This window comes from Brevundimonas vesicularis (assembly GCF_044807075.1).
In the GTDB taxonomy this organism is placed as follows: Bacteria; Pseudomonadota; Alphaproteobacteria; order Caulobacterales; family Caulobacteraceae; genus Brevundimonas; species Brevundimonas vesicularis_G.
Genome location: NZ_CP085234.1, coordinates 2,273,755 through 2,298,577, shown reverse-complemented (window position 1 = coordinate 2,298,577; position 24,823 = coordinate 2,273,755). Strand labels below are relative to the sequence as shown.

Below are 24,823 nucleotides of genomic sequence, written 5' to 3'. Positions count from 1 at the left end.
AGGGGAGACGATTTTCGAATGCTGGGCGTCCTGGGTCAGGTCCTGATCTCCATCGCCTCGTTCCTGCTGGTGCTGACCTTCATCGTCACCATCCACGAACTGGGTCACTTCCTCGTCGCGCGCGCCTTTGGTGTGAAGGTGGACCGGTTCGCGGTCGGCTTCGGCAAGGCCGTGGCCAGCCGCACGGACCGTCACGGCATCGAATGGCGTCTCGGCTGGCTGCCGCTGGGCGGCTATGTGAAGTTCTCGGGCGATCTGGATGCGTCCAGCGTGCCTGACCGGGCCGGATTGGATGAACTGCGCAGCCGCGTGGTCGCCGAGCGTGGACCGGGCGCCGAGCGTGATTATTTCCACTTCAAGCCGGTGTGGCAGCGCGCCCTGATCGTCGCGGCCGGGCCCATCGCGAACTTCATCCTGGCCATCACCATCTTCGCCGTCGTCTTCATGGCCGTCGGCGTGTCCCTGCGTCCCGCGCGTGTCGCTCAGGTTCAGGCCGGATCGCCAGCCGCCGCCGCCGGATTCCAAATCGGCGACCTGATCACCGAGGTGAACGGCAAGGCCATCAAGGACGGCAGCGCGGTCACCCGCACCGTCATGCTCTCGACCGGCGATCCCGTACGGTTCACGGTCGAGCGCGCCGGGCGTCCGGTCGAACTGGTCGCGACGCCGGAACGCCGCGAAGAAAACGACCCCATCGCCGGACGCGTAAAGGTCGGCCGCATCGGCCTGGGGCTGGGGTCGTCAGCCGGCGATGTCCGCCACATACGTTACGGCCCTGTCGACGCCGTCGTGGAAGGCGCGCGCCAGACGGGCGACGTCATCGGCTCGACCCTGACCTACCTCGGACGTCTGGCGACGGGCCGCGAGTCGGGCGATCAGTTCAGCGGCCCGCTGGGCATGGCCAAGGCGACGGGCTCGCTGACGACGGCTGCAGTCGAGGCCAATCCGGCGCCGGGCGCCATGACGATCAACCTGATCCTGACGCTGACAACCTTGGTCGCCATACTTTCGATCGGAATCGGCTTTCTAAATCTGCTTCCCATTCCGGTCCTCGACGGCGGGCATCTGCTTTTCTACGGCTATGAGGCTGTGGCGAAACAGCCTGTGTCGGCGCGGTTCCAGGAGATGGGCTATCGTGCAGGCCTTGCGCTTTTGGCGGGATTTATGTTGTTCGCAACGTGGAACGACCTACAGAAGCTCAATATCTTCCAATTCCTCGGCGGGCTCGTCTCGTGAGCCGACGCCAGCCCCCGACGGTTTCCCGAATGAATGACATGACCTCTCGCGCCGCCGTTCGACTGAGCGCCCGCTCCAGCCTGCTGGCTCTGGCGGTCGCCGCCGGTCTGGGCGCACCCGCGCTGGCCCAGACCGCGCCGGCTCAAACTGCGCCGACCACGACGCCTGCTGCTCCGGCTCAAACGCCCGCCCCGACCGCCACGTCTCAGGCGCCAGCGAGCGCCGCCGAGCCCCGTGTCGAGATCGCTGCGCCTCAGACGATCACGATCAATCGCATCATCGTGCAGGGCGCGCAGCGGATCGACCAGACGACGGTCCTGTCCTACCTGCCGATCCGTCCCGGTGACGCGGTCGACGCCTCGGTGCTGGACGTCGCGGTGCGCACTCTGTCGCGCACGGGCCTGTTCGCCGATGTGCAACTGGGCATCCAGAACGGCGATCTGATCGTCCAAATCGTCGAGAACCCGATCATCAACCAGGTGGTGTTCGAGGGAAACAAGGCGCTGTCGAAGGACAAGCTGACCAAGGAAGTGACCCTGGCGCCGCGCGGCATCTATACGCGCGCCAAGGTTCAGGAAGACGTCGGCGCCATCGTCGAACTGTATCGCCTCCAGGGCCGCATCTCTGCGACCGTGACGCCCAAGCTGGTTCAGCTGGATCAGAACCGCGTCGATGTGATCTTCGAGATCAACGAAGGCCCGCAGACCGGCATCAGCGCCATCAACGTGCTGGGCAACGAGGCGTTTTCCGATCGCGACGTGCGCGGCGTGATGGTCACCGAAAAGTCGACCTGGTGGAAGTTCTTCTCCAACAACGACAACTACGATCCCAACCGCCTGGAATACGACCAGGAGCAGCTGCGGAAGTTCTATACCAATCGCGGCTATTACGACTTCCGCGTGGTGTCCTCGGTCGCCGAGCTGCAACCGGACGATCAGGCGTTCCAACTGACCCTGACGCTTAACGAAGGCGACAAGTACAACTTCGGTGAGATCAAGGTCGTCACTCAGAACGATCGGCTGAACGCGGACTTCCTGAAGGCCCTGGTGCCGATCCGGGAAGGCCAGCTGTACGAGAGCGACAAGATCGAACAGGCGGTCGACGCTCTGACGTTCGCCGCCGGTTCGGCCGGATACGCCTTCGTCGAGATCAATCCGACCTACAAGGCCAATCCCGAGACGGACACGGTCGATGTGACCTTCAACGTGTCCGAGGGCCAGCGGGTCTACATCGATCGCATCAATGTGGTCGGCAATACCCGCACGATCGACCCGGTCATTCGCCGCGAACTGTTGCTGACCGAGGGCGACGCGTTCAACCGCGCCCTGATGGAGCGCTCGCGCAACAACCTGCGCGCCCTAGGCTTCTTCAAGGATGTGACGGTCGAGGAAACGCGCGGCAGCGCGCCGGACCGTTCGATCATCAATGTCAACGTCCAGGAACAGCCGACCGGCGAACTGTCCGTCGGCGCGGGCTTCAGCTCCGTCGACTCCTTCACGGTCAACCTGGGCATCTCGGAGCGGAACTTCCGCGGGCGTGGCCAGAACGTGGTCGCCCGTCTGGAGTGGGGCTCGTTGCGTCAACAGGTCGACTTCCGCTTCACCGAGCCGAAGTTCCTCGGACGTGATCTGCGCGCCGGCTTCGACCTGTTCCACTCGCGCTATGACCTGAGCCAGTATTCGTCGTACGACTATCGGTCGACGGGCGGCGGTCTGCGTCTGTCCTATCCGCTGAACGGCAACATGCTGCTCAGCACACGCTACTTCCTGAAGTCCGACGAAATCATCGTGCCGGAAGGCTATTGCACTGGCGTGGGTCAGGGCTCTTCGGCCCTGTGCGATCAGGTCGGCAGCTTCATCAACTCGTCGGCCGGCTATACGCTGCAGGTCAATTACACGAACGATCCGATCCGCCCGACGCGCGGCTGGGCCGGCTCGCTCCGTCAGGACCTCGCAGGTCTGGGCGGCGATGTGAACTATGTGAAAACCGAGGCTGACGCGAGCTGGTACTATGGTTTCACGCCCGAATGGGTTGTCAGCGTTCAGGGCTCGGCCGGCTACGTCAGCGGCTGGAACGGCGATCCTATCCGCATCAACGACCGCTTCTTCAAGGGCGGCAACAGCTTCCGCGGCTTCGAGACGGCCGGTATGGGGCCGCGCGATCTGAATACGACCGACGCGCTGGGCGGCAACTTCTACGCCATCGGAACGGTGGAGTTGACGCTGCCGAACTATCTGCCCGAGCAATATGGCATCAAGACCTCGCTGTTCGCCGATGTCGGTACGCTGGGCGTGCTGGACGACCGCTACAAGCTGACCTCCACCGGAACGGTGAACACCAATATCGCCGATGAACTGTCTCTGCGCGCGTCGGCGGGTGTCAGCATCCACTGGAAGTCGCCGATGGGTCCGATCCGCTTCGACATCTCCAAGGTTCTGTCCAAGGAAGATTACGACAAGACGGAATCCTTCCGCTTCTCGACCTCCACCCAATTCTAATCGCGGCTTTTTCGACCGCACGAGGAAACACCATGAAAGCTCTTATCATCGCGGCGACCGCCGCTGCTTCGCTCATCGCCACCGCCGCCTCGGCGCAACAGGCCGGCGCGCCCGCCAATCCCGGCCCGGTCATCCCCGGCGTCTGCGTCTATTACAACGCCCGTCTGCTGGCCCAGTCGTCGGCCGGTCAGGCCGTCGAAGCCCGCATGCAACAGCTGGCTCAGGAAGTTCAGGGCGAACTGCAACCTTACGCCACGTCCATCCAGTCGGACGCGCAGCAACTGCAAGCCTCGGGTTCGAGCCTGCCGGCCGACCAACTGCAACAGCGCCGTCAGGCCCTGCAGCAGCGCGCGCAAGAGGCCCAACAGCTGGAAGCCACCCGTGAAAACGAGCTGCGCTACACCCTGGGCATGCAGCGTCAGGCCATCACCGAGGCCGTCTCGCCGATCCTGACGGCCCTGTATCAGGAGAAGGGCTGCGGTCTGCTGCTGGACCGCGAGAGCGTCTTCATGATGAACCCGGCCATGGACATCACCGACTTGGCCATCCAGCGCCTGAACACAGCCCTGCCGACCCTGAGCTTCAACCGCATGGCCGTTCCGGCTCAGACGCAGGCCCAGCCGGCCGCCGCCCGCTAAGTCGCGATGCCCGATTCCCGCTTCTTCGAGACCTTGTCGCCCCTTAGCGTCGCCGATTTGGCGGCTAAGATCGGCGGAGAAGTCGAGAGGGGCGGAGATCGCATGATCGCCTCGGTCGCGCCCTTGTCCTCTGCGGACGGGAGCGCGATCGCGTTTCTGGGCGACCGCAAGTTCGCCTCTGCGCTTGCGGCGACCAAGGCCGGCTGCGTTATCGTGCCGGCCGAGGCCAAGGACGCCGCGCCGTCGTCCGCCGCCGTCATCGTCTCACGCACGCCTCAGGCCTCATGGGCCAAGGCGTCGCTGGCGCTGCATCGGCCTATCCTTCTGGACAAGGCGATCAGCCGCGACGAGGCGGCCGAGGACGACAGCGTCGTGGTCGAACCAGGCGCGATCCTGGGGCAGGGCGTCCGCATCGGTCGCGGGTCTCGCATCGGCGCCAATAGCGTCATCGCGCCGGGCGTGCAGATTGGTCGTGATTGCGTGATCGGCGCCAACGTCAGCGTGGCCTTCGCCCTGATCGGCGACCGGGTGAAGCTGTATGCCGGCGCCCGGATCGGCGAAGCGGGCTTCGGCGCCACGGGCACGGCGGCGGGGGTCATGGATATTCCCCAACTGGGCCGCGTCATCCTTCAGGACGGCGTGACGGTGGGCGCCAACTCCTGCATCGACCGCGGCGCCTATGACGACACGGTCATCGGCGAAAACACCAAGATCGATAATCTGGTGATGGTCGGCCACAACTGCGTCATCGGCCGTAACTGTCTGCTGGTCGCCAATACCGGTATCTCGGGCTCGGTGACCGTGGGCGACAATGTCATCTTCGGCGGCAAGGCCGGGATCGGCGACCACATCACGATCGGAGAGGGCGCGCGTGTCGCGGCCGGCGCCGGCGTGCTGGCCGATGTTCCTGCCGGCGAGACCTGGTCGGGTTATCCGGCGCGTCCGATCCGACAGTTCTTGCGCGAGACGGTCTGGCTCGCCAAACAGGCCTCATCGAAGAAGGCTCCGAAGGAATCATAGGGATGAGCGACACGACTGCCGTCGAAGGCAAGATCGATTACGCCGAGGTGATGCGGCGGCTGCCGCACCGCTATCCCTTCCTGCTGGTAGACAAGGCCGAAGACTTCGTGCCCGCGACGTCGATCGTCGGCATCAAGAACGTCACCCACAACGAGCCCTTCTTCCCCGGTCACTTCCCGATCGATCCGGTCATGCCCGGCGTGCTGATCGTCGAGGCCATGGCCCAGACCGGCGCCCTGCTGATGTCCAAGACGCTGGATGTCGCCGTGGCCGACAAGGTCATCATGTTCATGTCGATCGACGGAGTTCGCTTCAGAAAGCCCGCGCGGCCGGGCGACCAATTGCGCATGGAGGTCAAGGTGATCCGCGCGCGGGGCGACGCCTATAAGTTCCGGGGCGAGACCTTCATCGACGGCAAGCTGGCGGCCGAAGCCGAGTTCATGGCGATGGTCGTGACTGTGCCTGCTCCGGCGCCTGGGCCGGCGGCCTGATGACCATTTATCCCACGGCTCTGATCGATGCGACGGCGACCCTGGGCGAGGGGGTCGAGGTCGGCCCTTGGTGCACGGTCGGGCCGAATGTGGTGCTGGGCGACAATGTGCGTCTGGTCAGTCATGTCGTGGTCCAGCAGGACACGATGGTCGGGGCCGGGACGGTCATTCATCCTTTCGCCGTCATTGGCGGCGACCCGCAGCACAATGGCTACAAGGGCGAGACGGTTCGGCTGGAGATCGGCGAGAACAACCTGATCCGCGAGCACTGCACCTTCAATCGAGGCACGCCGCAGGGGGCGGGCGTCACGGTCGTGGGTTCGAACAATCTGTTCATGACCGGCGCCCATGTCGGTCACGACTGCGTCGTCGGCGACAATGTGGTCATGGCCAACAACGCGACCCTTGGCGGTCATGCTCAGGTCGGGGACAAGGTGTTCCTGGGTGGACTGTGCGCAGTGCACCAGAACGGCCGCGTTGGGCAAGGCGCGATCATCGGCGGTCTGGCGGCGGTGACGCGCGACGTAATCCCCTATGGCTCGGCCTGGGGCAATCATGCGCGGCTGCGTGGGCTGAATCTGATCGGGTTGAAGCGCAAGGGCTACGGCAAGGATCAGGTGCGGCGTCTGCTCGCGGCCTATCGTGATCTGTTCGAGGGCGAGGGCGAGTTCGCCGGTCGGATCGACGGCGTGGCGGAACGCTATGCCGACCTGCCCGAGATCATCGAGATCATCGCCTTTATCCGCGACGGCGGGCGACGTCCGCTGTGCCTGCCGAACGCGGAATGAACGCGGCTGGAAAGCTGGGTCTGATCGCAGGCGGCGGCGATCTGCCGGCGGCCGTCGCGGCGCGTTGCGATGCTCTAGGGCGGCCGGTTTTCGTGATCCGTTTGGCGGGGTTTGCTGACGAGCATGTGGCGCGCTGGCCCGGCGCCGAGTTCGGCATGGCGCAGATCGGTGCGATCCTGAAGGCGTTGAAGGCCGAGCGCTGCACGACCGTCTGTCTTGCGGGTATCGTCAATCGGCCGGATTTCAAGACGCTGAAGCCTGATTTCAAAGGGGCGACCCTGTTGCCGGGCATCGTCGCCGCCGCCTCAAAGGGCGATGACGCCCTGCTACGCAAGATCCTGTCGGTGTTCGAGGCCGAAGGCTTCGCCGTCGAGGGCGCCGACGACATTCTGGGCGGCGACACGCTTGGCGCAGGCGCGCTGGGCGCCGTCTCGCCGACCAAGGAGCAGCTAGGCGATCTGAAAAAGGCGCTGCATGTTGCCGAAAAATCAGGCGAACTCGATATCGGGCAGGGCGCCGTGGTCTGTGACGGCCTGGTCCTTGCGGTCGAGGCGCAGGAAGGCACCGACGCCATGCTGACCCGCGTCGCTGGCCTGCCCGCCGATTTGCGTGGAGCGATTGATAAGCCCAGGGGCGCGCTCGGCAAGGTGCCCAAGCCGATCCAGGACCTGCGCGTCGATATGCCCGTGATCGGGCCGCGCACCGTCGAAATGGCGGCGGCGGCAGGTCTGGCGGGCATAGGCGGCGTGGCGGGACGTTTGATCCTGATCGATCGCGACGCCATTGTCGCGACGGCGAACCGTCTGGGCCTGTTCGTCTGGGGCGAGGATCGGTGAGCCGTCCGCTGAAGATCATGCTGGTGGCGGCGGAGGCTTCGGGCGATGCGCTGGGCGCCGGTCTGGCCAAGGCGTTGAAGGCGCGGTTGGGGGATGATGTGGCCTTTGTCGGCGTCGGCGGGCCCAAGATGGCGGCCGAGGGCGTGGTCAGCCCGTTCGACATCGCCGAACTCTCGATCCTGGGCTGGATCGAGGGTTTGCGCGCCTATGGCAAGGTCAAGCGGCGCGTCGAGCAGACGGCGGCGCTGGCCGAGCGGGAAAAGCCCGACGCCGTCGTGCTGATCGACAGTTGGGGCTTCACGATCCGTGTGGCCAAGGCGATCCGGGCTGCGCGACCGGACCTGCCGCTGATCAAGTATGTCGGGCCTCAGGTCTGGGCATCGCGGCCGGGCCGGGCCAAGACCTTGGCAGGGGCCGTCGATCATTTGCTCGCCCTCTATGGTTTTGATGCGCCCTGGTTCGAGCGCGAGGGCCTGCCGACGACTGTGGTCGGTTCGTCGGCGCTTCATGTGAATGTGGATGCTGCGGACGGTGCAGCGTTCCGCGCGCGCCGTGGGATCGCCGCCGATGCGCAGCTTCTCTTGGTGCTGCCCGGCAGCCGGCCCAGTGAGATCACCCGAATGGCCCCCGTCTATGAGGCGACGGTCAGAAAACTGAAGATCACAAACCCCGGCCTGGAAGTCGCCGTGGTCGCCGCGGGGACGGTAGCCCACGATGTTGCAGGCCGCGTCGCCGCCTGGCCTTTCCGCGTTCACCTGGTCGACGAAGCCGAAAAATATGACGCCATGCGCGCCGCGACCGTCGCCCTGGCCACCAGCGGCACCGTGTCGACAGAGCTCGCGCTGGCGGGCGCGCCGATGGTCATCGCCTACAAGATCGACGGGCTCAGCTATCAGCTGATGAAGCGGTTCGTGACCGCCAAACACATCACCCTGTTCAACGTCGCCGCTGACGACCGGATCGCGCCCGAGTTCATTCAGCACGAGGCGACCCCGGCCATTTTGACGGCGGCGGTCGGGCGGCTGCTGGCCGACCCGGCGCTGGCGGCCGAACAGGCGCGTCGCCAGACGGCGGCATTGGACCTGATGGGACGCGGCGGACCGGACCCGTCCGAACTGGCTGCCGATGCGGTGCTGAGGGTCATCACCGACAAGTCGGCGAGCTGACGATGGCGCGGGCGCTCAGTCCGCGACGCGCGGCCGAGGTCCGCGCCGCGCTTCAGATGGCGGTAGGTGCGATGGCCGCGCTCTATCTCGCGACCTGGCTGAACCTGCCGCACCCATACTGGAGCGTGATTTCCGCGATCGTCGTCATTCAGGCGAGCGTCGGTGGCGGCGTCCTGACCGTTGCGCGCGACCGGGCCATCGGCACGGCGACCGGAGCGCTGGCGGGGGCGGTCTTCGCCTTCCTTCGTCCGCCGGGTCTGGAAAGCATGGCGCTGAGCATCGCCGTCTCGGCGGGGCTGCTGGCCTTCTTGGCAGCCGGGCGGCCATGGCTGAAGGTCGCGCCCGTGACGGCGACGATCGTCATCGCCGGCGGGACAGGCGCAGAGGGGCCGGCTTCCCTCGCGCTGGATCGGGTGATGGAAATCCTGGTCGGCAGCGGCCTCGGCGTGCTGGCGATCCTGGCCGTGTTTCCGCGCCATGCCAGGCAGTCCTTCAAGATTCAGGCGCGTGAGGCGGCGGGCGAGGCGGCGGGGCTGTTGGCTTTGGTGTCAAAGGCCGCCCCTGAGGACGCCTCCGAGATTTCGCGCCGTCATGCCGATCTGAAGCGGCGGCTGGATGCGCTGGGTCAGGCCGCCAAGAACGTCATTGATCTGCCCGGCCCGCAACGTGAGACCGCCGACCGGGCCGCGCTCGTGCGCGCGTTCTGGCGCGTGCGCAGCGACATCGTGATCCTGGGGCGCGGTTTCCAGGCCGAGGGTGCGGGCGCCCGGCTGGATCCCTGGTCGCAGGATGCGGAGCGCGCGGTGGAGCAACTCAAGGCCCTGTCTCGGGGCCAGGCCGCCCAGCCCATGGGCGCGATCGACCAAAGCCTGGCTCTGTCCATGGCTGTCGAGGGCGACGATGTGGCTCTGGGCGCCGCCGCGATCGGCGTGGCGCATATGCACCGCGATCTGGATGACCTGGCTGCCCGGTTCGCGGATCTGAAGCTGGTCTGACGACAAAGAAAAACGCCGGGGATGTCTCCCCGGCGTTTTACATTTTAGCCGACGTATCAGCCGCGTTGTTCGATCGGCACGTAATCGCGCTGGGTCGGGCCGGTGTACAGCTGACGCGGGCGACCGATCTTCTGCGACGGATCGGCCATCATTTCCTGCCACTGAGCGATCCAGCCCACGGTGCGGGCCAGGGCGAACAGGACGGTGAACATGGTGGTCGGGAAGCCCATCGCCGACAGGGTGATGCCCGAATAGAAATCGACGTTCGGGAAAAGCTTACGCGAGGTGAAGTATTCGTCCGACAGAGCGACCTTCTCCAGCTCCTTGGCGACCAGGAACAGCGGATCGTTCTCGCGGCCGGTGGCGGCCAGCACTTCATAGGCAGACTGCTGCATGACCTTGGCGCGCGGATCGTAGTTCTTGTACACGCGGTGACCGAAGCCCATCAGCTTGTACTTGCGGTCCTTCACGCCCTGAATGAACTCCGGAATCTTGTCGGGCGTGCCGATTTCCTTGAGCATGTTCAGCGCCTCTTCGTTGGCGCCGCCGTGCGACGGGCCCCACAGGCAGGCGATGCCGGCGGCGATACAGGCGAACGGATTGGCGCCCGACGAACCGGCCAGACGCACGGTCGAGGTCGAGGCGTTTTGTTCATGGTCGGCGTGCAGGGTGAAGATGCGGTCCATGGCGCGAACCAGTGCCGGATCGACATGATAGTCTTCGGCCGGCACGGCGAAGCACATGCGCAGGAAGTTTTCAGCGTACGAAAGGTCGTTGCGCGGCGAGATGAAGGGCTGGCCGACGTGGTATTTGTAAGCGCGGGCCGCGATGGTCGGCATCTTGGCGATCAGGCGGATGGCGGAAATGTCGCGTTGCACCGGATCATGGATGTCCAGGCTGTCGTGATAGAAGGCCGACAAGGCGCCGACGGTGCCGACCATGATCGACATCGGGTGGGCGTCACGGCGGAAACCCTCGAAGAAGCGGTCGAACTGGGCGTGCAGCATCGTATGCGTGGTGATGCTGTTTTCGAACTTCTCGAACTGGGCGGCGGTCGGCAGTTCGCCGTGCAGCAGCAGGTGGCAGACTTCCAGGAAGTTCGACTTCGACGCCAGTTGGTCGATCGGATAGCCGCGGTGCAGCAGCACGCCGGCGTCGCCGTCGATATAGGTCAGAGCCGATTCACAGGCCGCCGTCGAGGTGAAGCCGGGATCGAAGGTGAAGGCGCCCGTTCCCGCATACAGTTTGCGGATGTCGATGACGTCCGGGCCGGTGGAGCCCGAAAGGACCGGCAACTCGATCGTCTTGTCCTCGAAGGACAGGGTCGCCGAGCCGGCGGGTTTGGCTTGTTCAGTCATGAATGCCCCTTTGCATCACACGTCCAGGCGCGGGGAGGCGTCGGCCGCTTTTTGGTTTGTGGGTGATCACTTAGTCTGTTGCAGCGCATCATCCAAGCGCCCGAGACTTTCGTCGCGCCCAAGAGCCGACAAAGTTCGTGCAATATCAGGTGATGTTGACCCTGCGGTAAGCGCCGCGCGCATCGGCGGGCCGATTTTTCCGAACCCGACGCCCTCGGATTCCGCAAAGGCCTTGAGCTCGGCTTCCAGCGCGAAGACATCCCAGGATTGAAACAGGGACAGCCGCTCGCGCAGACGGGCGAGGCGATCCAGCGTCTCACCGGACAGCAGCGCCTTCGCCTTATCGTCCAGGGTCAGCGGGCGCGATTTCAGGACGAAGGCGGTCTGGTCGGCCAGATCGAGGATCGTCTTGGCGCGATCCTTGACGAAAGGCATGGCGCGCTGAAGCCGGGCTTCGTCCGCCTCCGCCAGGGCGTGGCCCTTCTGCAGATGCGCATCCAGCGTCAGCTTGGCGAGCCGCTCGTCGTCGGCGAGACGCAGCCAGTGCGAATTGACGTGGGCCAGCTTTTCGAAGTCCAAGCGGGCGGGCGCCTTGCCGATGCCGGAGAGATCGAACCATTCGATGGCTTGGGCGTCGCTGAACAATTCGTCGTCGCCGTGCGCCCACCCCAGGCGAGCCAGATAGTTGCGCATGGCCTCGGGCAAGTAGCCCATCTCGGCGTATTCATGCACTGCCTGGGCGCCGTGACGCTTCGACAGCTTGGCGCCGTCTGGTCCGTGGATCAGGGGAATGTGGGCGAAGGTCGGACGCGTCCAGCCCAGTGCATCGTAGATCAGGCTCTGGCGTGCGGCGTTGTTCAGATGGTCGTCGCCGCGAATGACGTGGGTCACGCCCATGTCGTGGTCGTCCACGACGACGGCGAGATTATAGGTCGGCGCGCCGTCCGAACGCAGCAGCACCAGATCGTCCAAGTCGTCGGTCGACCAGTTCACTTCGCCCTGGACCTCATCGGCCACCGTGACTGTGGTCGCCTTTGGCCGCCGGAAGCGCACGACGTGCGGCAGGGCCAGATCGTCGACGGTCGGCTCGCGGTCGCGCCAGGGCGATTCGAAAGTGCGCTTTTCCGCCTTGGCCTCGTCACGCAGACGACCGGTTTCCTCGGCCGATGTGAAGTCGCGGTAGGCGTGGCCGGTTTCGAGCAGTTGATCGACCACCTCGCGGTGGCGGTCGGCCCGGCTGAACTGGAACACCGGCTCATCGTCGGCGAACAGCTCCAGCCAGCTCAGGCCGTCGAAAATGGCCTTCACCGCCTCATCGGTCGAGCGTTCGCGGTCGGTGTCCTCGACCCGGATCAGGAAACGTCCAGCGTGTCTCTTGGCGTACAGCCAGTTGAACAATGCGGTTCTCGCCCCGCCGATATGCAGATAGCCTGTCGGCGAGGGGGCGAAGCGGGTGACGACAGTCGAGGAAGGTGAGGTCATGGGGGAGGGGTCCGTAAGCGAGGCCCTTATACGCCCTGATGCGGCAAAACCTACCCCCGCTGCGCGATTGCGCGCCTGGCTGCTCGCCGAGGTCGCCGCCCAGACCCTGAGATGGCGGCTATGGGCGCCGGTCGCATTCGGCGCGGGCGGCGGCGTCTATTTCGCGCTGCAAGCCGAGCCGGTCTTGTGGCCCTTGTTGATGGGCGCCGCCTTGGCTTTTGGGCTGTGGGTCACGGCGCGCCGTCGCGGCGGGTCGCGGCGCCTGACCTGGCTGCTCTTGATGCTGGCCTGCGTTTCAGGCGGGCTGACGGCGGCCAAGGTGCGCACCGAAGCCGTCGCCGCGCCGATCGCGCCCGCCCTCAGCGAACCGACCGTGATCGAAGCCTGGGTCGTCGATGTCGACAGCCCTGGGCAGCGAGGCGCGCGGGTCGTGATCGCGCCGGTCTGGATTCGCGGACTGGCGCCCGAACAGACGCCGGTGCGCTTGCGGGCGACGGTGCGGGGCGAGCCGCCGCGGCCCGGCGAAGCGATCCGCTTGTTTGGCATTCTGAATCCGCCGCCTGCGCCGGCCAGCCCCGGCGCCTACGATTTCGGGCGCAACGCCTTCTTCCAAGGTATGGGCGGCGTGGCGTTCGCCTTGGGTGAAACGCGTGGGGCCGAGCTTGCCCCGCCGCCGTGGCGACTTCGACTTGAAATGGCGGTCAACGGCGCCCGCTTCGCACTGGCCGAGAGGATCGTCGCGCGGCTCGGCGAACGGACCGGCGGGATCGCCGCCGCCATGACCACCAGTCATGAGACCTGGATTAGTCAGGAGGACATGGATGTGATGCGCGATTCCGGCCTGGCGCACATCCTGTCGGTGTCAGGGCTGCATATGGCCATCGTCGGGGGTTTCGTCTTCTTCGCGGTACGTCTGGGCGTGGCGGCCTGGCCCTGGCTGGCCCTGCGGGTTCACGGCAAGAAGGTCGCGGCCCTGGCGGGCCTGACGGCGGTCGGTGTCTATCTGGTGGTGTCGGGCGCGCCGCCGCCGGCCGAGCGGGCCGCGATCACCGCCTCCATCGCCTTTCTTGCCATCCTGCTGGATCGACAGGCGGTGACGATGCATGGCCTGGCCGTCGCGGCGTTCATCGTCCTGGCGATACAGCCCGAAGCCATCGTCACGCCGGGCTTCCAGATGTCGTTCGCGGCGACGGCGGCCTTGGTCGCCCTGGTCGAGGCCTGGCCGAAGCGCCCGCGCGAAATATCCGCGCCCTGGCCGATCCTGGCAGTCCAAAGGCTGGGCGGTTGGTTGACGGCTGCTGTGGCGGCTAGCGTCGTCGCCGGATTGGCGACGGGACCGTTCGCCATGCAGCATTTCAACCGCACGGCCATGTATGGACTGCTCGCCAATCTCGGCACGTCGCCCGTGGCGGACTTCATCCTGATGCCCGCGCTGGCCTTGGGCGCAGCGCTTGAGCCCTTGGGGCTGGGGGGACCGTTCCTGGCGGTCGCAGGATGGGGCGTGGATCTGATGCTGGCGATCGGGGCCTGGACGGCGGGATTGCCCGGCGCGGTCAGAACCGTCGCCAGCGCGCCGAACTATGTGCTGCCCATCGCCTTTCTGGGCGTGTTGCTCGTCTGTCTGTGGCAGGGCCGCCTGCGCTGGTTGGGACTGCCCTTTGCAGCCGCCGTCCTGATCTGGCCGCGTGAACCGACGCCGGACCTTTGGATTGGCGATGGCGGGACGAACGCCGCCTTTCACCGTGATCAGGCGGCCGTCGTGGTCCGGCCTGGCGTGCGCGAGTTTGCGGTGGATCTCTGGTCGCGGCGACGAGGGCTGACCATGATGGATCGGTCGGAGACGGGCTGGGTCTGCGACCGCTTCTCCTGTCGACCGGACACCAATGAGGCGGATCCCGTGGCGATCTGGTGGGGGCGAAAGTCGCCGAGCTCCGATCAGATGGAGACGTTATGCCGCGCAGCGCCCGTCGTCAGCGTCCGCGCCGTCGTCTCGTCGATCCCAAGCGCCTGTCAGGATCGCCTTGTCTTGGACAGCGTGGACTTTGCGCGGGGCGGGGCGGTGGAGTTGTGGCGCGTCCGTTCGAGCGAGCCGAATCGATGGCGCGCGGTGTGGACGGCCGACGTTCGCGGCGACCGCCCCTGGACGCGTCAGTCTGATCCGGACGTCAGTGATACCGGCGCATAAGGCCGACCAGCTTGCCCTGAACGGCGACTTGATCGGAACCATAGATCTTGGTCTCGTAGTTGCGGTTGGCGGGTTCCAGCGCGATCGACGCGCCCTTCTTGCGAAGGCGTTTCAGCGTCGCTTGCTCGCCCTCGACCAGAGCCACCACGATCTCGCCGGAGGCGGCGTTATCGGTCGATTTTATCACCACCATGTCGCCGTTCAGGATGCCGGCCTCGATCATGGAGTCGCCTTCGATCTCCAGCAGATAGTGCTCGCCAGAGCCCAGCATGGACTCCGGAACCGGATACCGGGCGGTTTCATGCTCGATCGCGTCGATCGGCGTGCCGGCGGCGATCTTGCCCATCAGCGGCAGTTCGCGGGAGTCGTTCGCCGCCATCGGCGCCGCAGGTCGGACACCGCCGCCGCCCTCGATGACGTCGGGCTTGAACCCGGCGCGACCGCGCGGCGCGCCGGCCGTCGCCTGTTCGGGCAGTTTCGTGACTTCCAAAGCGCGAGCGCGGTGAGCGAGACGGCGGATGAAGCCGCGTTCCTCCAGCGCCGTGATCAGCCGGTGAATGCCGGACTTGGAGGCCAGATCGAGCGCCTCCTTCATCTCGTCGAACGAAGGGGAGACGCCGGTCTCCTGAATGCGTTCGTGGATGAACATCAGCAGTTCGTGCTGTTTGCGCGTGAGCATCGCCAGGCCCTCATGCGCCCGCCGACGAATCGGAACGGGCCGTGAACATTTGTCGATGTTCTGTAAGTGTTCCTTGCTAATGTCAACTTAACGGCGCGGCTTGCCGCCGCGCGCAGACCTAGACCGCCAGCAACTGACGGGTCGCCGCCTCGACATCGGCCTGTCGCATCAGACTCTCGCCGACCAGGATCGCCTGGGCGTGAGCCGCCGAGACGCGCGCTACGTCATCGGGCGTGGAGATGCCGCTTTCGGCGACCAGCAGAGCGCGCACGGGGCTGAGCATCGACAGACGCTCCGTGGTTTCCAGATCGACCTCGAACGTGCGCAGCGAGCGATTGTTGACCCCAACCAGATCGCCGCCGAGCGCACAGGCGCGCGCCATTTCTTCCTCGTCGTGGGTCTCTATGAGCGCATCCATGCCGAACTGTTCGGCTTCCGACAGCAGCTCGGCGGCCAACCGGTCATCGACCATGGCCAAGATGATCAGGATGCAGTCGGCGCCCAGGGCGCGGCTCTCGGCGACCTGCCAAGGATCAACCAGGAAATCCTTGCGCAGACAGGGCAGGGCGACAGCATCGCGGGCCTGGCCCAGATAGGCGTCGTCGCCTTGGAAGCTGGGGCCATCGGTCAGAACCGACAGACAGGCCGCGCCGCCGGCCTCATAGGCGCGGGCCAGAGCCGGCGGATCGAAATCGGGCCGGATCAGGCCCTTGGATGGACTGGCTTTCTTGATCTCGGCGATCAGGGCGGGACGACCGGTTTCCTCTCCGACCCGCTCCAACGCAGCGCGAAAGCCGCGCGGGGTCGATGCGGCGCGGGCCAGGGCTTCAATCGCGTCCTGTGAGGTCGCAGTCTTGCGGGCGGCGACGTCCTCGCGCTTGTAGGCGGCGATACGGTCCAGAACGTCGGTCATGCGGGCTCTTCGCTTTCCAGCGGCGTGGAGGTGATGCGGGCCAAGCGATCCAGCGCCTCGGCGGCTCGACCGTCGTCAATGGCGGCAGCGGCGAACGCGGCGCCCTCGGCCAGATCGGCCGCGCGGTCTGACACCACGAGGGCGGCGGCGGCGTTCAGCAGCACGATGTCGCGGTAGGGGCCAGCCGCGCCTGCCAGAAGCGCGCGCAGGGCCAGGGCGTTCTCCTCGGCGTCGCCGCCGCGAATCTCTGCGATAGAGGCGCGCGGCAGGCCGGCGTCCTCGGGCGTGATCTGGAAGCGGCGAACCGCGCCGTCCTTCCATTCGGCGACGTCCGTGGGTCCGGAAGTCGCCAGTTCGTCCAGGCCTTGGCCGTGAACGGTCCAGGCGCGTGTGGCGCCGAGTCGGCCCAGCACCTCGGCCAGCGGCTCCAGCAGGCGCGGATCATAGACGCCCATGACCTGTCGTCTTGCAGACGCCGGGTTCGAAAGCGGTCCCAACAGGTTGAAGACAGTGCGAAAACCGATCTCGGCCCGCACTGGTCCGACATGACGCATCGCCCCGTGATAGGCCGGCGCAAACAGGAAGCAGATCCCGGCTTCGTCCAGCGCCTTCTTCTGCTGCGCTTGCGACGCCATCAGGTTCACGCCCAGGATCGACAGAACGTCGGAAGAGCCTGATTTCGATGACATTGCGCGGTTGCCATGCTTGGCGACCTTCAGACCGGCGCCGGCCAGAACCAGGGCTGCGGCAGTCGAGATATTGTAGGTGTGCTGACCGTCGCCCCCGGTGCCGCAGGTGTCGATCACCTCATAGGGATGATCCAGCGTCAGGGCGGCCTCGCGCATGGCGCCCGCGAAGGCGGCGATCTCGGCCACGGTCTCGCCGCGCATTCGCATCGCGGTGACGGCGGCGGCGACTTGCGAGGGGGTCGGCTCGCCGCGCAGGCAGGCGGCGAAGAAGTCGTGCGCCTGTTGCGACGTCAGCGGATGGCCCTCAACCAGTCGCGCGAGGATCGGCTTGAACCCGTCTGCCATCGTCAATCGGCCACGATCAGGCGGCCGCGAGGCGCTTCACGCCGGCGATCTGAAGGAAGTTGGCCAGCATGTCGTGGCCGTGTTCGGTGGCGATGGATTCCGGGTGGAACTGCACGCCGTGGATCGGCCGGGTGCGATGCTGCAAACCCATGATCTCGCCGTCGGCGGTCCAGGCGGTGACCTCCAGGTCGTCGGGCAGGGTTTCGCGCTTGACCGCCAGCGAGTGATAGCGTGTGGCGGTGAAGGGCGAGGGCAGGCCGGCGAAGACGCTCTTTCCCTCGTGCAGGATCGGCGAGGTCTTGCCGTGCATCAGGGTCTTGGCGCGAATGACGTCGCCGCCGAGGGCCTGGCCGATGGCCTGATGACCCAGGCACACGCCCAGGATCGGCATCGATTCTGGCGCGGTCGTGATCAACGGCAGGCAGATGCCCGCCTGATCGGGCGCGCACGGGCCGGGCGACAGCAGAACGGCGGCGGGATTCAGCGCCCACGCCTCGTCCACCGATAGGTCGTCGTTGCGCACCACATGCGTCGGCGCGCCCAACTCCGCGAGGTAGTGGACGAGGTTGTAGGTGAAGCTGTCGTAGTTATCGACGACGAGGATCATGGCTTGGCTTCTAGGCGTGACGCGCGTCCGCGCCAAGCGGGCGCGGCCTTAAAGCGCATTTTAACTCGACGGGGCTAGGACTGGGCGGGTGAAACTCGCCGCTGAAAAAGACATCGCCGCCAAGATCGCCGCCGCCAAGGCGAAGCTGGTCGTGGTCGAAACCCGGCCAAATCCCGTCGCCGCGCTTGGCGCAGCTGCGCTCGCGGCGACTGCGGCGGTTCTGATGGCGGGCGTCGTCATCATCGGGCCGGGCGTGCATTTCAACGACCCGACGATGACGATTTCGCGCTAGCGATTGCCGGTCCTAAAGCGCCAGGCGTCTTCCGCCGCCCGCATCGGCGCGCGCGCCTTGTGCTGGGTCTCGGCATATTCGGCCGCAGGATCGCTGTCGGCGACGACGCCGGCCCCGGCCTGAACGAAGATGCGATCGTCAGCGAACAGGGCGGTGCGCAGGGTGATGCAGATGTCCGCTTCGCCGCCGGCCGAAATATAGCCGACGCCGCCGCCATAACCGACGCCGCGCTTTTCGCTTTCCAGTTCGTCGATGATCTCCATCGCGCGGACCTTGGGCGCACCCGACAGGGTGCCGGCGGGAAGGGCGGCCAACAGCGTGTCCACCGCATCCAGCCTGGGATCAGCCTTGCCGCGCACGTTGGAGACGATGTGCATGACCTGGCTGTAGCGTTCAACGACGAAGCTCTCGGTGACCTCGACCGTGCCTGGCGCCGCGACGCGCCCCACATCGTTGCGGCCAAGGTCCAGCAGCATCAGGTGCTCGGCCAGCTCTTTCGGATCGGCCAGCAGTTCGGCTTCCAGCGCCTTGTCCGCCTCAGGCGTCGCGCCGCGCATGCGGGTGCCGGCCAGCGGCCGGATCGTCACTTCGCCGTTCTTGAGCCGAACCAGGATCTCGGGGCTGGAGCCGGCGAGCTGGAAGCCTTCGAAGTTCAGATAGAACAGATAGGGCGACGGGTTCTGGCGACGCAGCGAGCGATAGAAGGCGAACGGATCGTCAGTCCAAGCCGCGGAGAATCGGTGGCTGAGAACGACCTGGAAGATGTCGCCGGCGCCGATGTAGTCCTTGGCCCTGGCGACCATCTCGCCGAAGGCCGGCTCGTCCACCGGCGAGGTGAAGACGGGAGCCGGCGTCTCCTGCGGGGCGGCGCGGACGGGCAACGGTTCGCGCAAGGCCGTCTCGAACGCGTCCAGCCGCGCCGTCGCGGCGTCGAACGCCTCTTGCGCGGCGATGCCGGCGTCGGGATAGGCGGCCGACACCAGAACGATCTCGTGACGGACCGAATCGAAGATGGCCACCAGCGACGGCCGCGTCAGCACGGCGTCGGGCAGATCGAGCGGATCGGGGTTTGGCGCGCCCAGCGGTTCCAGCAGGCGCACCATGTCGTAACCGAAGACGCCGAACAGGCCGGCGGCCATCGGGGGCAATCCCTCCGGCAGATCGAACTTCGACGCCGCGATCAGCGCGCGCAGGGATTGCAGCGCCGGCAGCGGTTCGGCCGTAAAGCGACCCTCGATTATGGCTGAGCCGCGCGACAGTTCCGCCGCGTTGGATCGACAACGCCAGACAACATCGGGATCCAGCGTCAGGATGGAGTAGCGTCCCTTGACCGCGCCCCCCTCGACGGATTCCAGCAGACAGGCGTACGGCCGATCGCGCCCCAGCTTCAGATAGGCCGAGACCGGGGTTTCCAGGTCGTCGATGACCCGCCGAACCAGGACCTGCGGCCGACCGGCCGAAAGGCCGGCGGCGAAGGCGTCGAACGTGAGGTCGCGCGAAGCGTCGTCGGTCATTGCGCCGGTGCGGCGGGCGTTGCGCCACCCGACAGACCCAGGGCCGACAGCGCCTGAGCCGGGTCGTTCTTGGCCTTGGAGCGTTGGGCGCCCGCCGAGACCGACGCTTCGACCATGGCCTGCACCAACTCCTGGGTCAGGCGCGGGCGGACCTGCTCGGCCAGCGGACCGGCTACGGCCGGATTGGCGGCGCGGACGTTGTCGACGCGGCCGACCACATAGGCGGTCTGCGACGCCGGCTGCGAGAAGGCCTGGCCCTTGGACTGGCCGAACAGACCCTGAAGCACGCCCTGACCCAGGGCTTCCTGGGTCTGCTGGTTGCGGATGACGCCGGTGCGCACGGTCAGCGGCGCATTGACCGAGCGGGCGACCGCGGCGATGTCCTCGCCATTGCGTACGCGGGTCGTCAGTTCTTCAGCCTTGGACGACAGGCGACGCATGGTCTCCCGCTGGATCCATTGAGCGGCCAGGGGCTCGCGCACCTCTGCCAAGGTCGGCAGGGCCGACGGGCGGATGTCGTTGACGCGCACGGCGAAATACTGGCCCTGACCGGCGTCGATGACGTCGCTCTCGCCGCCCTTGGTCAGGCTCCAGGCCGTCTCGAAGATTTGCGGCGGCGCGTTCAGCGCCTGACCGTTCGGCAGCTTGCCGTCCTTAGTGAAGGGCGGCAGATCGACGATGCGACCGCCGGCCTCACGCGCGGCGTCAGCCAGGTTCTTTCCGGCCGTGCGGGCGGCTTCGTACTTCTCGACCTTGGCGTAGGTCTGCGTCTTCACGTCCTCGGCGCGGAGTTCCTGGATCAGTTCCTCGCGAGCGCTGTCCAGCGTGGCGGGCGCGGCAGGTTGGACGGCCGTGACCTTGGCGACGGCGAAGCCGACACCGGCCTGGACCGGATTGGACACTTGGTTGGCTTGCAGGCCGAAGACGGCGGCTGCGGTCGCGGCGTCGCCGATGGCCGAGCGGGGGGTCTCGTTGAAGGCGGCCGGCGTGATGTTGTTGGCGCGACCGACGTCGGCGGGCGATTGGCCCGCGCGCAGAGCGGCGGCGATCTTCTGGGCCGTCTCGCGGTTCGGCGCGGTCAGAGTGACGAACGAGCGCGTCTCGGGCTTGCTCAGAGTGTCCTTCTTGAACTCGAAGCGCTCGCGGATGCGGTCTTCCGAGATCGGCGCATTGGCCGAAGCCTCAGGCGTGAACAGAACCACCGACACCATGCGGAACTCGGGCGCGCGCAGGCGGTCGGCGTTCTCCTGGATGAAGGCGTTCAACTGGGCGTCGGACGGGGCCGGGATTTGACCAGCCATCGCGGGTATCACCTCGAACCAACGACCGTCGCGGCTTTCGAAGGCGGAACCCGCCAGCAGCGCGCCATAGATGCGCGGCACGCGGGCGCCGGCGAAGACGGCGGCGCCGAAATGCTCCGTCGCGTATTGGTCGCGCAGGTCCTGCTCCAGCATGGCGGGGGTCAAATTCTGCTGCGCCAAAGCCGCTTCATAGGCCTGCTGGTCGAACTGTCCGGTGACCGAGTTAAAGAAGGCCGGGATCTGGCGGATCTGCTTGACGATCAGTTCCTTGCCCGGGCGGATGCCCGCCTTGTAGGCCCAGTTCAGGAAGCCCAGTTGCTGCGTCTGCTCGGTCAGGAAGCGGACGTGGATGTTTTCCGCAACCAGCTCCTGGTTCGTCAGGGGGCGGCCGACCTGCTGCTGCAGCCGTTCACGCACCTGATCGAAGGCGGTGCGGAACTCGGCTTCGTTCATCGAACGATCGCCCGCATCGATGACGTGCTTCGGTCCCAGGTTGGAGAAGACATCCATCCGCGCGCCGACGATCACGAAGCTGATCGCTATCAGGACAAGCAGGGCGGCCGCCCATTTGGATCGAGAGAAGGCGCGGAAGGCGGTGAGCATTCGAAAACCCGGGACTGGCCGATATTGGCGTCAATCGTCGCGTATAGTCGGGGCGGGGCCGCCGCTGCAAGGATGGCTTCGTGTCCGGATTGCGGCGGCGCCTCTTGGCTTGGCGGTTTTCGCCTTCTAGACAGGCGACCATGAAACAATCCGTGAAGATGATCGTCGGCAATTGGAAGATGAACGGCGTCTCGGCCGCCCTGGCGCAGGCTGAGGCGATCAGGGACGCCGTCGGAACGACGGGGCAAGGATGCCGTGTGGTGCTGTGCCCGCCGGCGACGCTGATCGAGCGTATGCAGTCCGCCCTGGCGGGCAGCGGCGTGGGCGTGGGCGGTCAGGACTGCCATGAGAAGCCCGCCGGCCCCTTTACCGGCTCTGTCTCGGCCGAAATGCTGGTCGACGCCGGCGCGACCATAGTGATTCTCGGACATTCCGAACGCCGCTCGGCTTTCGGCGAGACCGACGCGGATGTCGCCGCCAAGGTCGAGGCCGCCATCGCCGCCGGGCTGGAGCCCATCGTGTGCGTTGGTGAAACCCTCCAGCAGCGGGAAGCGGGCGACGCCATCGCCGTGGTGTCGGGCCAGGTCGCGGGCTCGCTGCCGTCCAGCCTGGCCGAGCGCGACTTCGCGGTGGCCTACGAACCCGTGTGGGCCATCGGGACGGGGCTGACCCCCTCTCTGGATCAGATCGCCGAGGTCCACACCGCCGTACGCGCCGCCATCGTCGCAAAGCTGGGAGAAGGCGCTCTTACCGCGCCCATTCTGTATGGCGGTTCGGTCAAACCCGAGAATGCGCGCGACATTCTGGCCACGCCGGAAGTCGGCGGCGCCCTGGTCGGCGGCGCGTCCTTGAAGGCCGAGGACTTCATGCCGATCGTCAACGCCGCCGCGTGACGTTTGCCCCTGGCGCGCTTCGATGATAGAGGCCGCCGCTTGATCGGCGCAGATCCGCGCCCACATGAATGACGCCATGCTCCAGACCATCCTGCTCGTCGCCATCATCATCGTCGCCATCGCGCTGACGGGCATCGTCCTGCTTCAGAAGTCGGAGGGCGGCGCCCTGGGCATGGGCGGCGGTCCGTCGGGCTTCATGACCGCACGTGGCGCTGGCAATCTACTGACCGTCACCACCTGGTGGCTGGCGGCTGCGCTGTTCGCCCTGACGATTATTCTGACCGTCGTCGGTAATATGGATCGGGCCTCGGTGTCCGGCATCGACGCCGACGCTGTGGGTTCGCTGGCCACGACGCCGCAGACCCAGACGCAGCAACCCGCCCAGCAGCAGCCCGCTGCGCCGGCCAAACCGGCGACGCCTTCGCTGGATGATCTGGAAGCCAGCCTGCCGTCGGCCTCCACCGCTCCGGCGCCGGCCCAGCAGCCCGCTCAGTAAGGCTCAGACAGAGACCCGAGTTTCAGAAAGCGCGCCGCAGGGCGCGCTTTCTTCTTTTGATCAACAGTTCGATTCGACGGCGGCATGACCGAGCCGCGAATCATGGAGTAAGGTGTCCCCCCATGGCTCGCTATGTGTTCATCACCGGCGGCGTGGTTTCCTCGCTAGGAAAAGGCCTCGCCTCCGCCGCTCTCGGCGCTCTTCTGCAGGCGCGCGGCTACAAGGTCCGCCTGCGCAAGCTCGACCCCTATCTGAACGTCGATCCGGGCACGATGAGCCCGTATCAGCACGGCGAGGTTTTCGTGACCGACGACGGCGCCGAGACCGACCTAGACCTGGGCCACTACGAGCGGTTCACCGGCGTGTCGGCGGCCAAGTCCGACAACATCACGACCGGCCGGATCTATTCGACCATTCTGGAGAAAGAACGTCGCGGCGACTATCTGGGCGCCACGGTGCAGGTCATTCCGCACGTCACCGACCAGATCAAATCCTTTTGCCTGACGCCTGCCCTGACGGACGCGGGCGAAGACGTCGATTTCGTTCTGGTCGAGATCGGCGGCACGGTCGGCGACATTGAGGGCCTGCCCTTCTTCGAGGCGATCCGCCAGCTGGGGCAGGACCTGCCGCGCGGCCAGAGCTGTTTCGTCCATCTGACGCTGCTGCCGTTCATCAAGACGGCCGGCGAGATGAAGACCAAGCCGACTCAGCACTCGGTCAAGGAACTGCGCTCCATCGGCATCCAGCCGGACATCCTGCTGTGCCGCTGCGAGCAGCCGATCCCGGCTGAAGAGAAGCGCAAGATCGGCCAGTTCTGCAACGTGCGCGAAAGCGGCGTCATTCAAGCAATGGACTCCGCCGACATCTATGCCGTGCCGCTGGACTATCACCGCGAGGGTCTGGACCGCGAAGTCCTGGCGCACTTCGGCATCAACGACGCGCCCGAGCCGGATCTGACCGGCTGGCAAGAGATCGCGCGTCGCCGCCTGCAGCCCGACGGCGAGGTGACCATCGCCGTGGTCGGCAAATACACCGTCCTGAAGGATGCCTATAAGTCGCTGATCGAGGCCCTGCATCACGGGGGCGTGGCGAACAACGTCAAGGTCAACATCGACTGGGTCGAGGCCGACACCTTCGAAGGCGATCCCGAAGCCTGCGAGGAGCGTCTTCAGGGTGCGCACGCCGTCCTGGTGCCCGGCGGCTTCGGCGAGCGCGGCTCGGAAGGCAAGATCGAGGCGGCCCGCTTCGCCCGTGAGCGCAACATCCCTTACTTCGGCATCTGCTTCGGCATGCAGATGGCGGTGATTGAGGCGGCGCGGAACCTAGCCGGCTATCCCAAGGCCTCGTCCACCGAGTTCGGCCCGACCGCCGAGCCGGTCGTCGGTCTGATGACCGAATGGACCCAAGGCAATCAACGCGTGCTGCGTCAGCAGGGCGGCGACCTGGGCGGCACCATGCGTCTCGGCGCCTATGATTCGACTCTGACAGCCGGGTCCAAGATCGCTGAGATCTACGGCTCGACCGCGATCAGCGAGCGTCACCGACACCGCTACGAGGTCAACATCAACTATCGCGAGGCAATCGAGCAGAAGGGCGGGCTGGTCTTCGCCGGTCTCTCGCCTGACGGCGTCCTGCCCGAGACGGTTGAACGCCCGGATCACCCCTGGTTCATCGGCGTTCAGTATCACCCCGAGCTGAAGAGCCGTCCGTTCGCGCCGCACCCTCTGTTCGCCAGCTTCATCGGCGCGGCGGTGGTGCAGAGCCGGCTCGTCTGACGGAACGCGGTTCTTGCAGACTC

The 24,823-nt window shown here is 66.2% G+C and carries 22 protein-coding genes; 14 read left to right on the top strand and 8 right to left on the bottom strand.

What is annotated here, in order from left to right; genetic code table 11:
- The first annotated feature begins 18 nt into the window (after window positions 1–18).
- From LG306_RS11530 to LG306_RS11490, 9 genes are read left to right on the top strand one after another with little or no spacing between them, the layout of a single operon-like run.
- Window positions 19–1,236, top strand: a complete 1,218-nt coding sequence (locus tag LG306_RS11530; RefSeq protein ID WP_404414590.1) for a M50 family metallopeptidase — start codon at window positions 19–21, stop codon at window positions 1,234–1,236.
- A gap of 29 nt (window positions 1,237–1,265) precedes the next feature.
- The gene (gene bamA, locus LG306_RS11525) at window positions 1,266–3,734 is read left to right on the top strand and encodes an outer membrane protein assembly factor BamA (RefSeq protein WP_404414587.1); all 2,469 of its coding nucleotides are present in this window, start codon (window positions 1,266–1,268) and stop codon (window positions 3,732–3,734) included.
- 32 nt (window positions 3,735–3,766) lie between these two features.
- Window positions 3,767–4,372 carry an OmpH family outer membrane protein gene (locus LG306_RS11520; protein WP_017503958.1) on the top strand — a complete coding sequence of 202 codons (606 nt, stop codon included), beginning with the start codon at window positions 3,767–3,769 and terminating at the stop codon, window positions 4,370–4,372.
- 6 nt (window positions 4,373–4,378) lie between these two features.
- Window positions 4,379–5,392: a UDP-3-O-(3-hydroxymyristoyl)glucosamine N-acyltransferase gene (gene lpxD / locus LG306_RS11515; protein WP_404414584.1), complete on the top strand. Its 1,014-nt coding sequence runs from the start codon at window positions 4,379–4,381 to the stop codon at window positions 5,390–5,392.
- Window positions 5,389–5,883 (top strand): 3-hydroxyacyl-ACP dehydratase FabZ, encoded by a 495-nt coding sequence (gene fabZ, locus LG306_RS11510; protein ID WP_045811203.1) that lies wholly within the window; start codon window positions 5,389–5,391, stop codon window positions 5,881–5,883. Before lpxD ends, fabZ begins: the two co-directional genes overlap by 4 nt.
- Window positions 5,883–6,671, top strand: coding sequence for an acyl-ACP--UDP-N-acetylglucosamine O-acyltransferase (gene lpxA / locus LG306_RS11505; RefSeq protein WP_404414581.1), 789 nt, complete (start codon window positions 5,883–5,885; stop codon window positions 6,669–6,671). The genes fabZ and lpxA overlap by 1 nt, the downstream gene beginning before the upstream one ends.
- A complete protein-coding gene (locus LG306_RS11500) occupies window positions 6,668–7,507 on the top strand; it encodes an LpxI family protein (protein ID WP_404414578.1) in 840 nt (279 codons plus the stop codon). The genes lpxA and LG306_RS11500 overlap by 4 nt, the downstream gene beginning before the upstream one ends.
- On the top strand, window positions 7,504–8,673 hold the full coding sequence (lpxB, locus tag LG306_RS11495; protein WP_404414575.1) for a lipid-A-disaccharide synthase: 1,170 nt from the start codon (window positions 7,504–7,506) through the stop codon (window positions 8,671–8,673). The genes LG306_RS11500 and lpxB overlap by 4 nt, the downstream gene beginning before the upstream one ends.
- A gap of 2 nt (window positions 8,674–8,675) precedes the next feature.
- A complete protein-coding gene (locus LG306_RS11490) occupies window positions 8,676–9,668 on the top strand; it encodes an FUSC family protein (RefSeq protein ID WP_404414572.1) in 993 nt (330 codons plus the stop codon).
- Between the two features lie 56 nt (window positions 9,669–9,724).
- Here LG306_RS11490 and gltA read toward each other — a convergent pair whose 3' ends face one another.
- Both gltA and gltX read right to left on the bottom strand, forming a co-directional pair.
- On the bottom strand, window positions 9,725–11,026 hold the full coding sequence (gltA, locus tag LG306_RS11485) for a citrate synthase (protein WP_205680916.1): 1,302 nt from the start codon (window positions 11,024–11,026) through the stop codon (window positions 9,725–9,727).
- Window positions 11,027–11,092: 66 nt separating this feature from the next.
- Entirely contained in the window at window positions 11,093–12,508 is a 1,416-nt protein-coding gene (gltX, locus tag LG306_RS11480; protein WP_404414568.1) for a glutamate--tRNA ligase, read from the bottom strand.
- On the opposite strand from gltX, the gene LG306_RS11475 reads away from it, so the two are divergent.
- Window positions 12,507–14,693, top strand: coding sequence for a ComEC/Rec2 family competence protein (locus LG306_RS11475; protein WP_404414565.1), 2,187 nt, complete (start codon window positions 12,507–12,509; stop codon window positions 14,691–14,693). The two genes, gltX and LG306_RS11475, sit on opposite strands and share 2 nt — an antisense overlap.
- Here LG306_RS11475 and lexA read toward each other — a convergent pair.
- The 4 genes from lexA to LG306_RS11455 all read right to left on the bottom strand — a co-directional run bounded on the left by lexA (window position 14,674) and on the right by LG306_RS11455 (window position 17,926).
- Window positions 14,674–15,372: a transcriptional repressor LexA gene (gene lexA, locus LG306_RS11470; protein ID WP_404414562.1), complete on the bottom strand. Its 699-nt coding sequence runs from the start codon at window positions 15,370–15,372 to the stop codon at window positions 14,674–14,676. The two genes, LG306_RS11475 and lexA, sit on opposite strands and share 20 nt — an antisense overlap.
- 118 nt (window positions 15,373–15,490) lie before the next feature.
- The gene (gene trpC / locus LG306_RS11465) at window positions 15,491–16,285 is read right to left on the bottom strand and encodes an indole-3-glycerol phosphate synthase TrpC (RefSeq protein WP_404414559.1); all 795 of its coding nucleotides are present in this window, start codon (window positions 16,283–16,285) and stop codon (window positions 15,491–15,493) included.
- Window positions 16,282–17,319, bottom strand: coding sequence for an anthranilate phosphoribosyltransferase (gene trpD / locus LG306_RS11460; protein WP_404414555.1), 1,038 nt, complete (start codon window positions 17,317–17,319; stop codon window positions 16,282–16,284). The genes trpC and trpD overlap by 4 nt, the downstream gene beginning before the upstream one ends.
- A gap of 16 nt (window positions 17,320–17,335) precedes the next feature.
- Entirely contained in the window at window positions 17,336–17,926 is a 591-nt protein-coding gene (locus LG306_RS11455; RefSeq protein ID WP_404414552.1) for an anthranilate synthase component II, read from the bottom strand.
- Window positions 17,927–18,014: 88 nt separating this feature from the next.
- Here LG306_RS11455 and LG306_RS11450 point away from each other — a divergent pair, with 88 nt between their 5' ends.
- Window positions 18,015–18,218, top strand: a complete 204-nt coding sequence (locus LG306_RS11450; RefSeq protein WP_404414549.1) for a peptidoglycan-binding protein — start codon at window positions 18,015–18,017, stop codon at window positions 18,216–18,218.
- Here LG306_RS11450 and trpE read toward each other — a convergent pair.
- Window positions 18,215–19,732: an anthranilate synthase component I gene (gene trpE / locus LG306_RS11445; RefSeq protein WP_404414546.1), complete on the bottom strand. Its 1,518-nt coding sequence runs from the start codon at window positions 19,730–19,732 to the stop codon at window positions 18,215–18,217. The two genes, LG306_RS11450 and trpE, sit on opposite strands and share 4 nt — an antisense overlap.
- Window positions 19,729–21,636 carry a peptidyl-prolyl cis-trans isomerase gene (locus LG306_RS11440; protein WP_404414543.1) on the bottom strand — a complete coding sequence of 636 codons (1,908 nt, stop codon included), beginning with the start codon at window positions 21,634–21,636 and terminating at the stop codon, window positions 19,729–19,731. The genes trpE and LG306_RS11440 overlap by 4 nt, the downstream gene beginning before the upstream one ends.
- Window positions 21,637–21,776: 140 nt before the next feature.
- Between LG306_RS11440 and tpiA the strand changes: the two genes are divergently transcribed.
- The 3 genes from tpiA to LG306_RS11425 all read left to right on the top strand — a co-directional run bounded on the left by tpiA (window position 21,777) and on the right by LG306_RS11425 (window position 24,800).
- Window positions 21,777–22,529 carry a triose-phosphate isomerase gene (gene tpiA, locus LG306_RS11435; protein ID WP_404414540.1) on the top strand — a complete coding sequence of 251 codons (753 nt, stop codon included), beginning with the start codon at window positions 21,777–21,779 and terminating at the stop codon, window positions 22,527–22,529.
- A 64-nt stretch (window positions 22,530–22,593) separates the two neighbouring features.
- Window positions 22,594–23,025: a preprotein translocase subunit SecG gene (gene secG / locus LG306_RS11430; RefSeq protein ID WP_017503940.1), complete on the top strand. Its 432-nt coding sequence runs from the start codon at window positions 22,594–22,596 to the stop codon at window positions 23,023–23,025.
- Between the two features lie 122 nt (window positions 23,026–23,147).
- Entirely contained in the window at window positions 23,148–24,800 is a 1,653-nt protein-coding gene (locus tag LG306_RS11425; RefSeq protein WP_066551592.1) for a CTP synthase, read from the top strand.
- The last annotated feature ends 23 nt before the right edge of the window (window positions 24,801–24,823 follow it).

Coding starts and splice junctions, on each gene's coding strand:
- LG306_RS11530 (WP_404414590.1), top strand. CDS start 19: ATGCTGGGCGTCCTGGGTCAGGTCCTGATCTCCATCGCCTCGTTCCTG.
- bamA (WP_404414587.1), top strand. CDS start 1,266: ATGAATGACATGACCTCTCGCGCCGCCGTTCGACTGAGCGCCCGCTCC.
- LG306_RS11520 (WP_017503958.1), top strand. CDS start 3,767: ATGAAAGCTCTTATCATCGCGGCGACCGCCGCTGCTTCGCTCATCGCC.
- lpxD (WP_404414584.1), top strand. CDS start 4,379: ATGCCCGATTCCCGCTTCTTCGAGACCTTGTCGCCCCTTAGCGTCGCC.
- lpxA (WP_404414581.1), top strand. CDS start 5,883: ATGACCATTTATCCCACGGCTCTGATCGATGCGACGGCGACCCTGGGC.
- LG306_RS11500 (WP_404414578.1), top strand. CDS start 6,668: ATGAACGCGGCTGGAAAGCTGGGTCTGATCGCAGGCGGCGGCGATCTG.
- LG306_RS11490 (WP_404414572.1), top strand. CDS start 8,676: ATGGCGCGGGCGCTCAGTCCGCGACGCGCGGCCGAGGTCCGCGCCGCG.
- gltA (WP_205680916.1), bottom strand. CDS start 11,026: ATGACTGAACAAGCCAAACCCGCCGGCTCGGCGACCCTGTCCTTCGAG.
- LG306_RS11475 (WP_404414565.1), top strand. CDS start 12,507: ATGGGGGAGGGGTCCGTAAGCGAGGCCCTTATACGCCCTGATGCGGCA.
- gltX (WP_404414568.1), bottom strand. CDS start 12,508: ATGACCTCACCTTCCTCGACTGTCGTCACCCGCTTCGCCCCCTCGCCG.
- lexA (WP_404414562.1), bottom strand. CDS start 15,372: ATGCTCACGCGCAAACAGCACGAACTGCTGATGTTCATCCACGAACGC.
- trpC (WP_404414559.1), bottom strand. CDS start 16,285: ATGACCGACGTTCTGGACCGTATCGCCGCCTACAAGCGCGAGGACGTC.
- trpD (WP_404414555.1), bottom strand. CDS start 17,319: ATGGCAGACGGGTTCAAGCCGATCCTCGCGCGACTGGTTGAGGGCCAT.
- LG306_RS11455 (WP_404414552.1), bottom strand. CDS start 17,926: ATGATCCTCGTCGTCGATAACTACGACAGCTTCACCTACAACCTCGTC.
- trpE (WP_404414546.1), bottom strand. CDS start 19,732: ATGACCGACGACGCTTCGCGCGACCTCACGTTCGACGCCTTCGCCGCC.
- LG306_RS11440 (WP_404414543.1), bottom strand. CDS start 21,636: ATGCTCACCGCCTTCCGCGCCTTCTCTCGATCCAAATGGGCGGCCGCC.
- tpiA (WP_404414540.1), top strand. CDS start 21,777: ATGAAACAATCCGTGAAGATGATCGTCGGCAATTGGAAGATGAACGGC.
- secG (WP_017503940.1), top strand. CDS start 22,594: ATGAATGACGCCATGCTCCAGACCATCCTGCTCGTCGCCATCATCATC.
- LG306_RS11425 (WP_066551592.1), top strand. CDS start 23,148: ATGGCTCGCTATGTGTTCATCACCGGCGGCGTGGTTTCCTCGCTAGGA.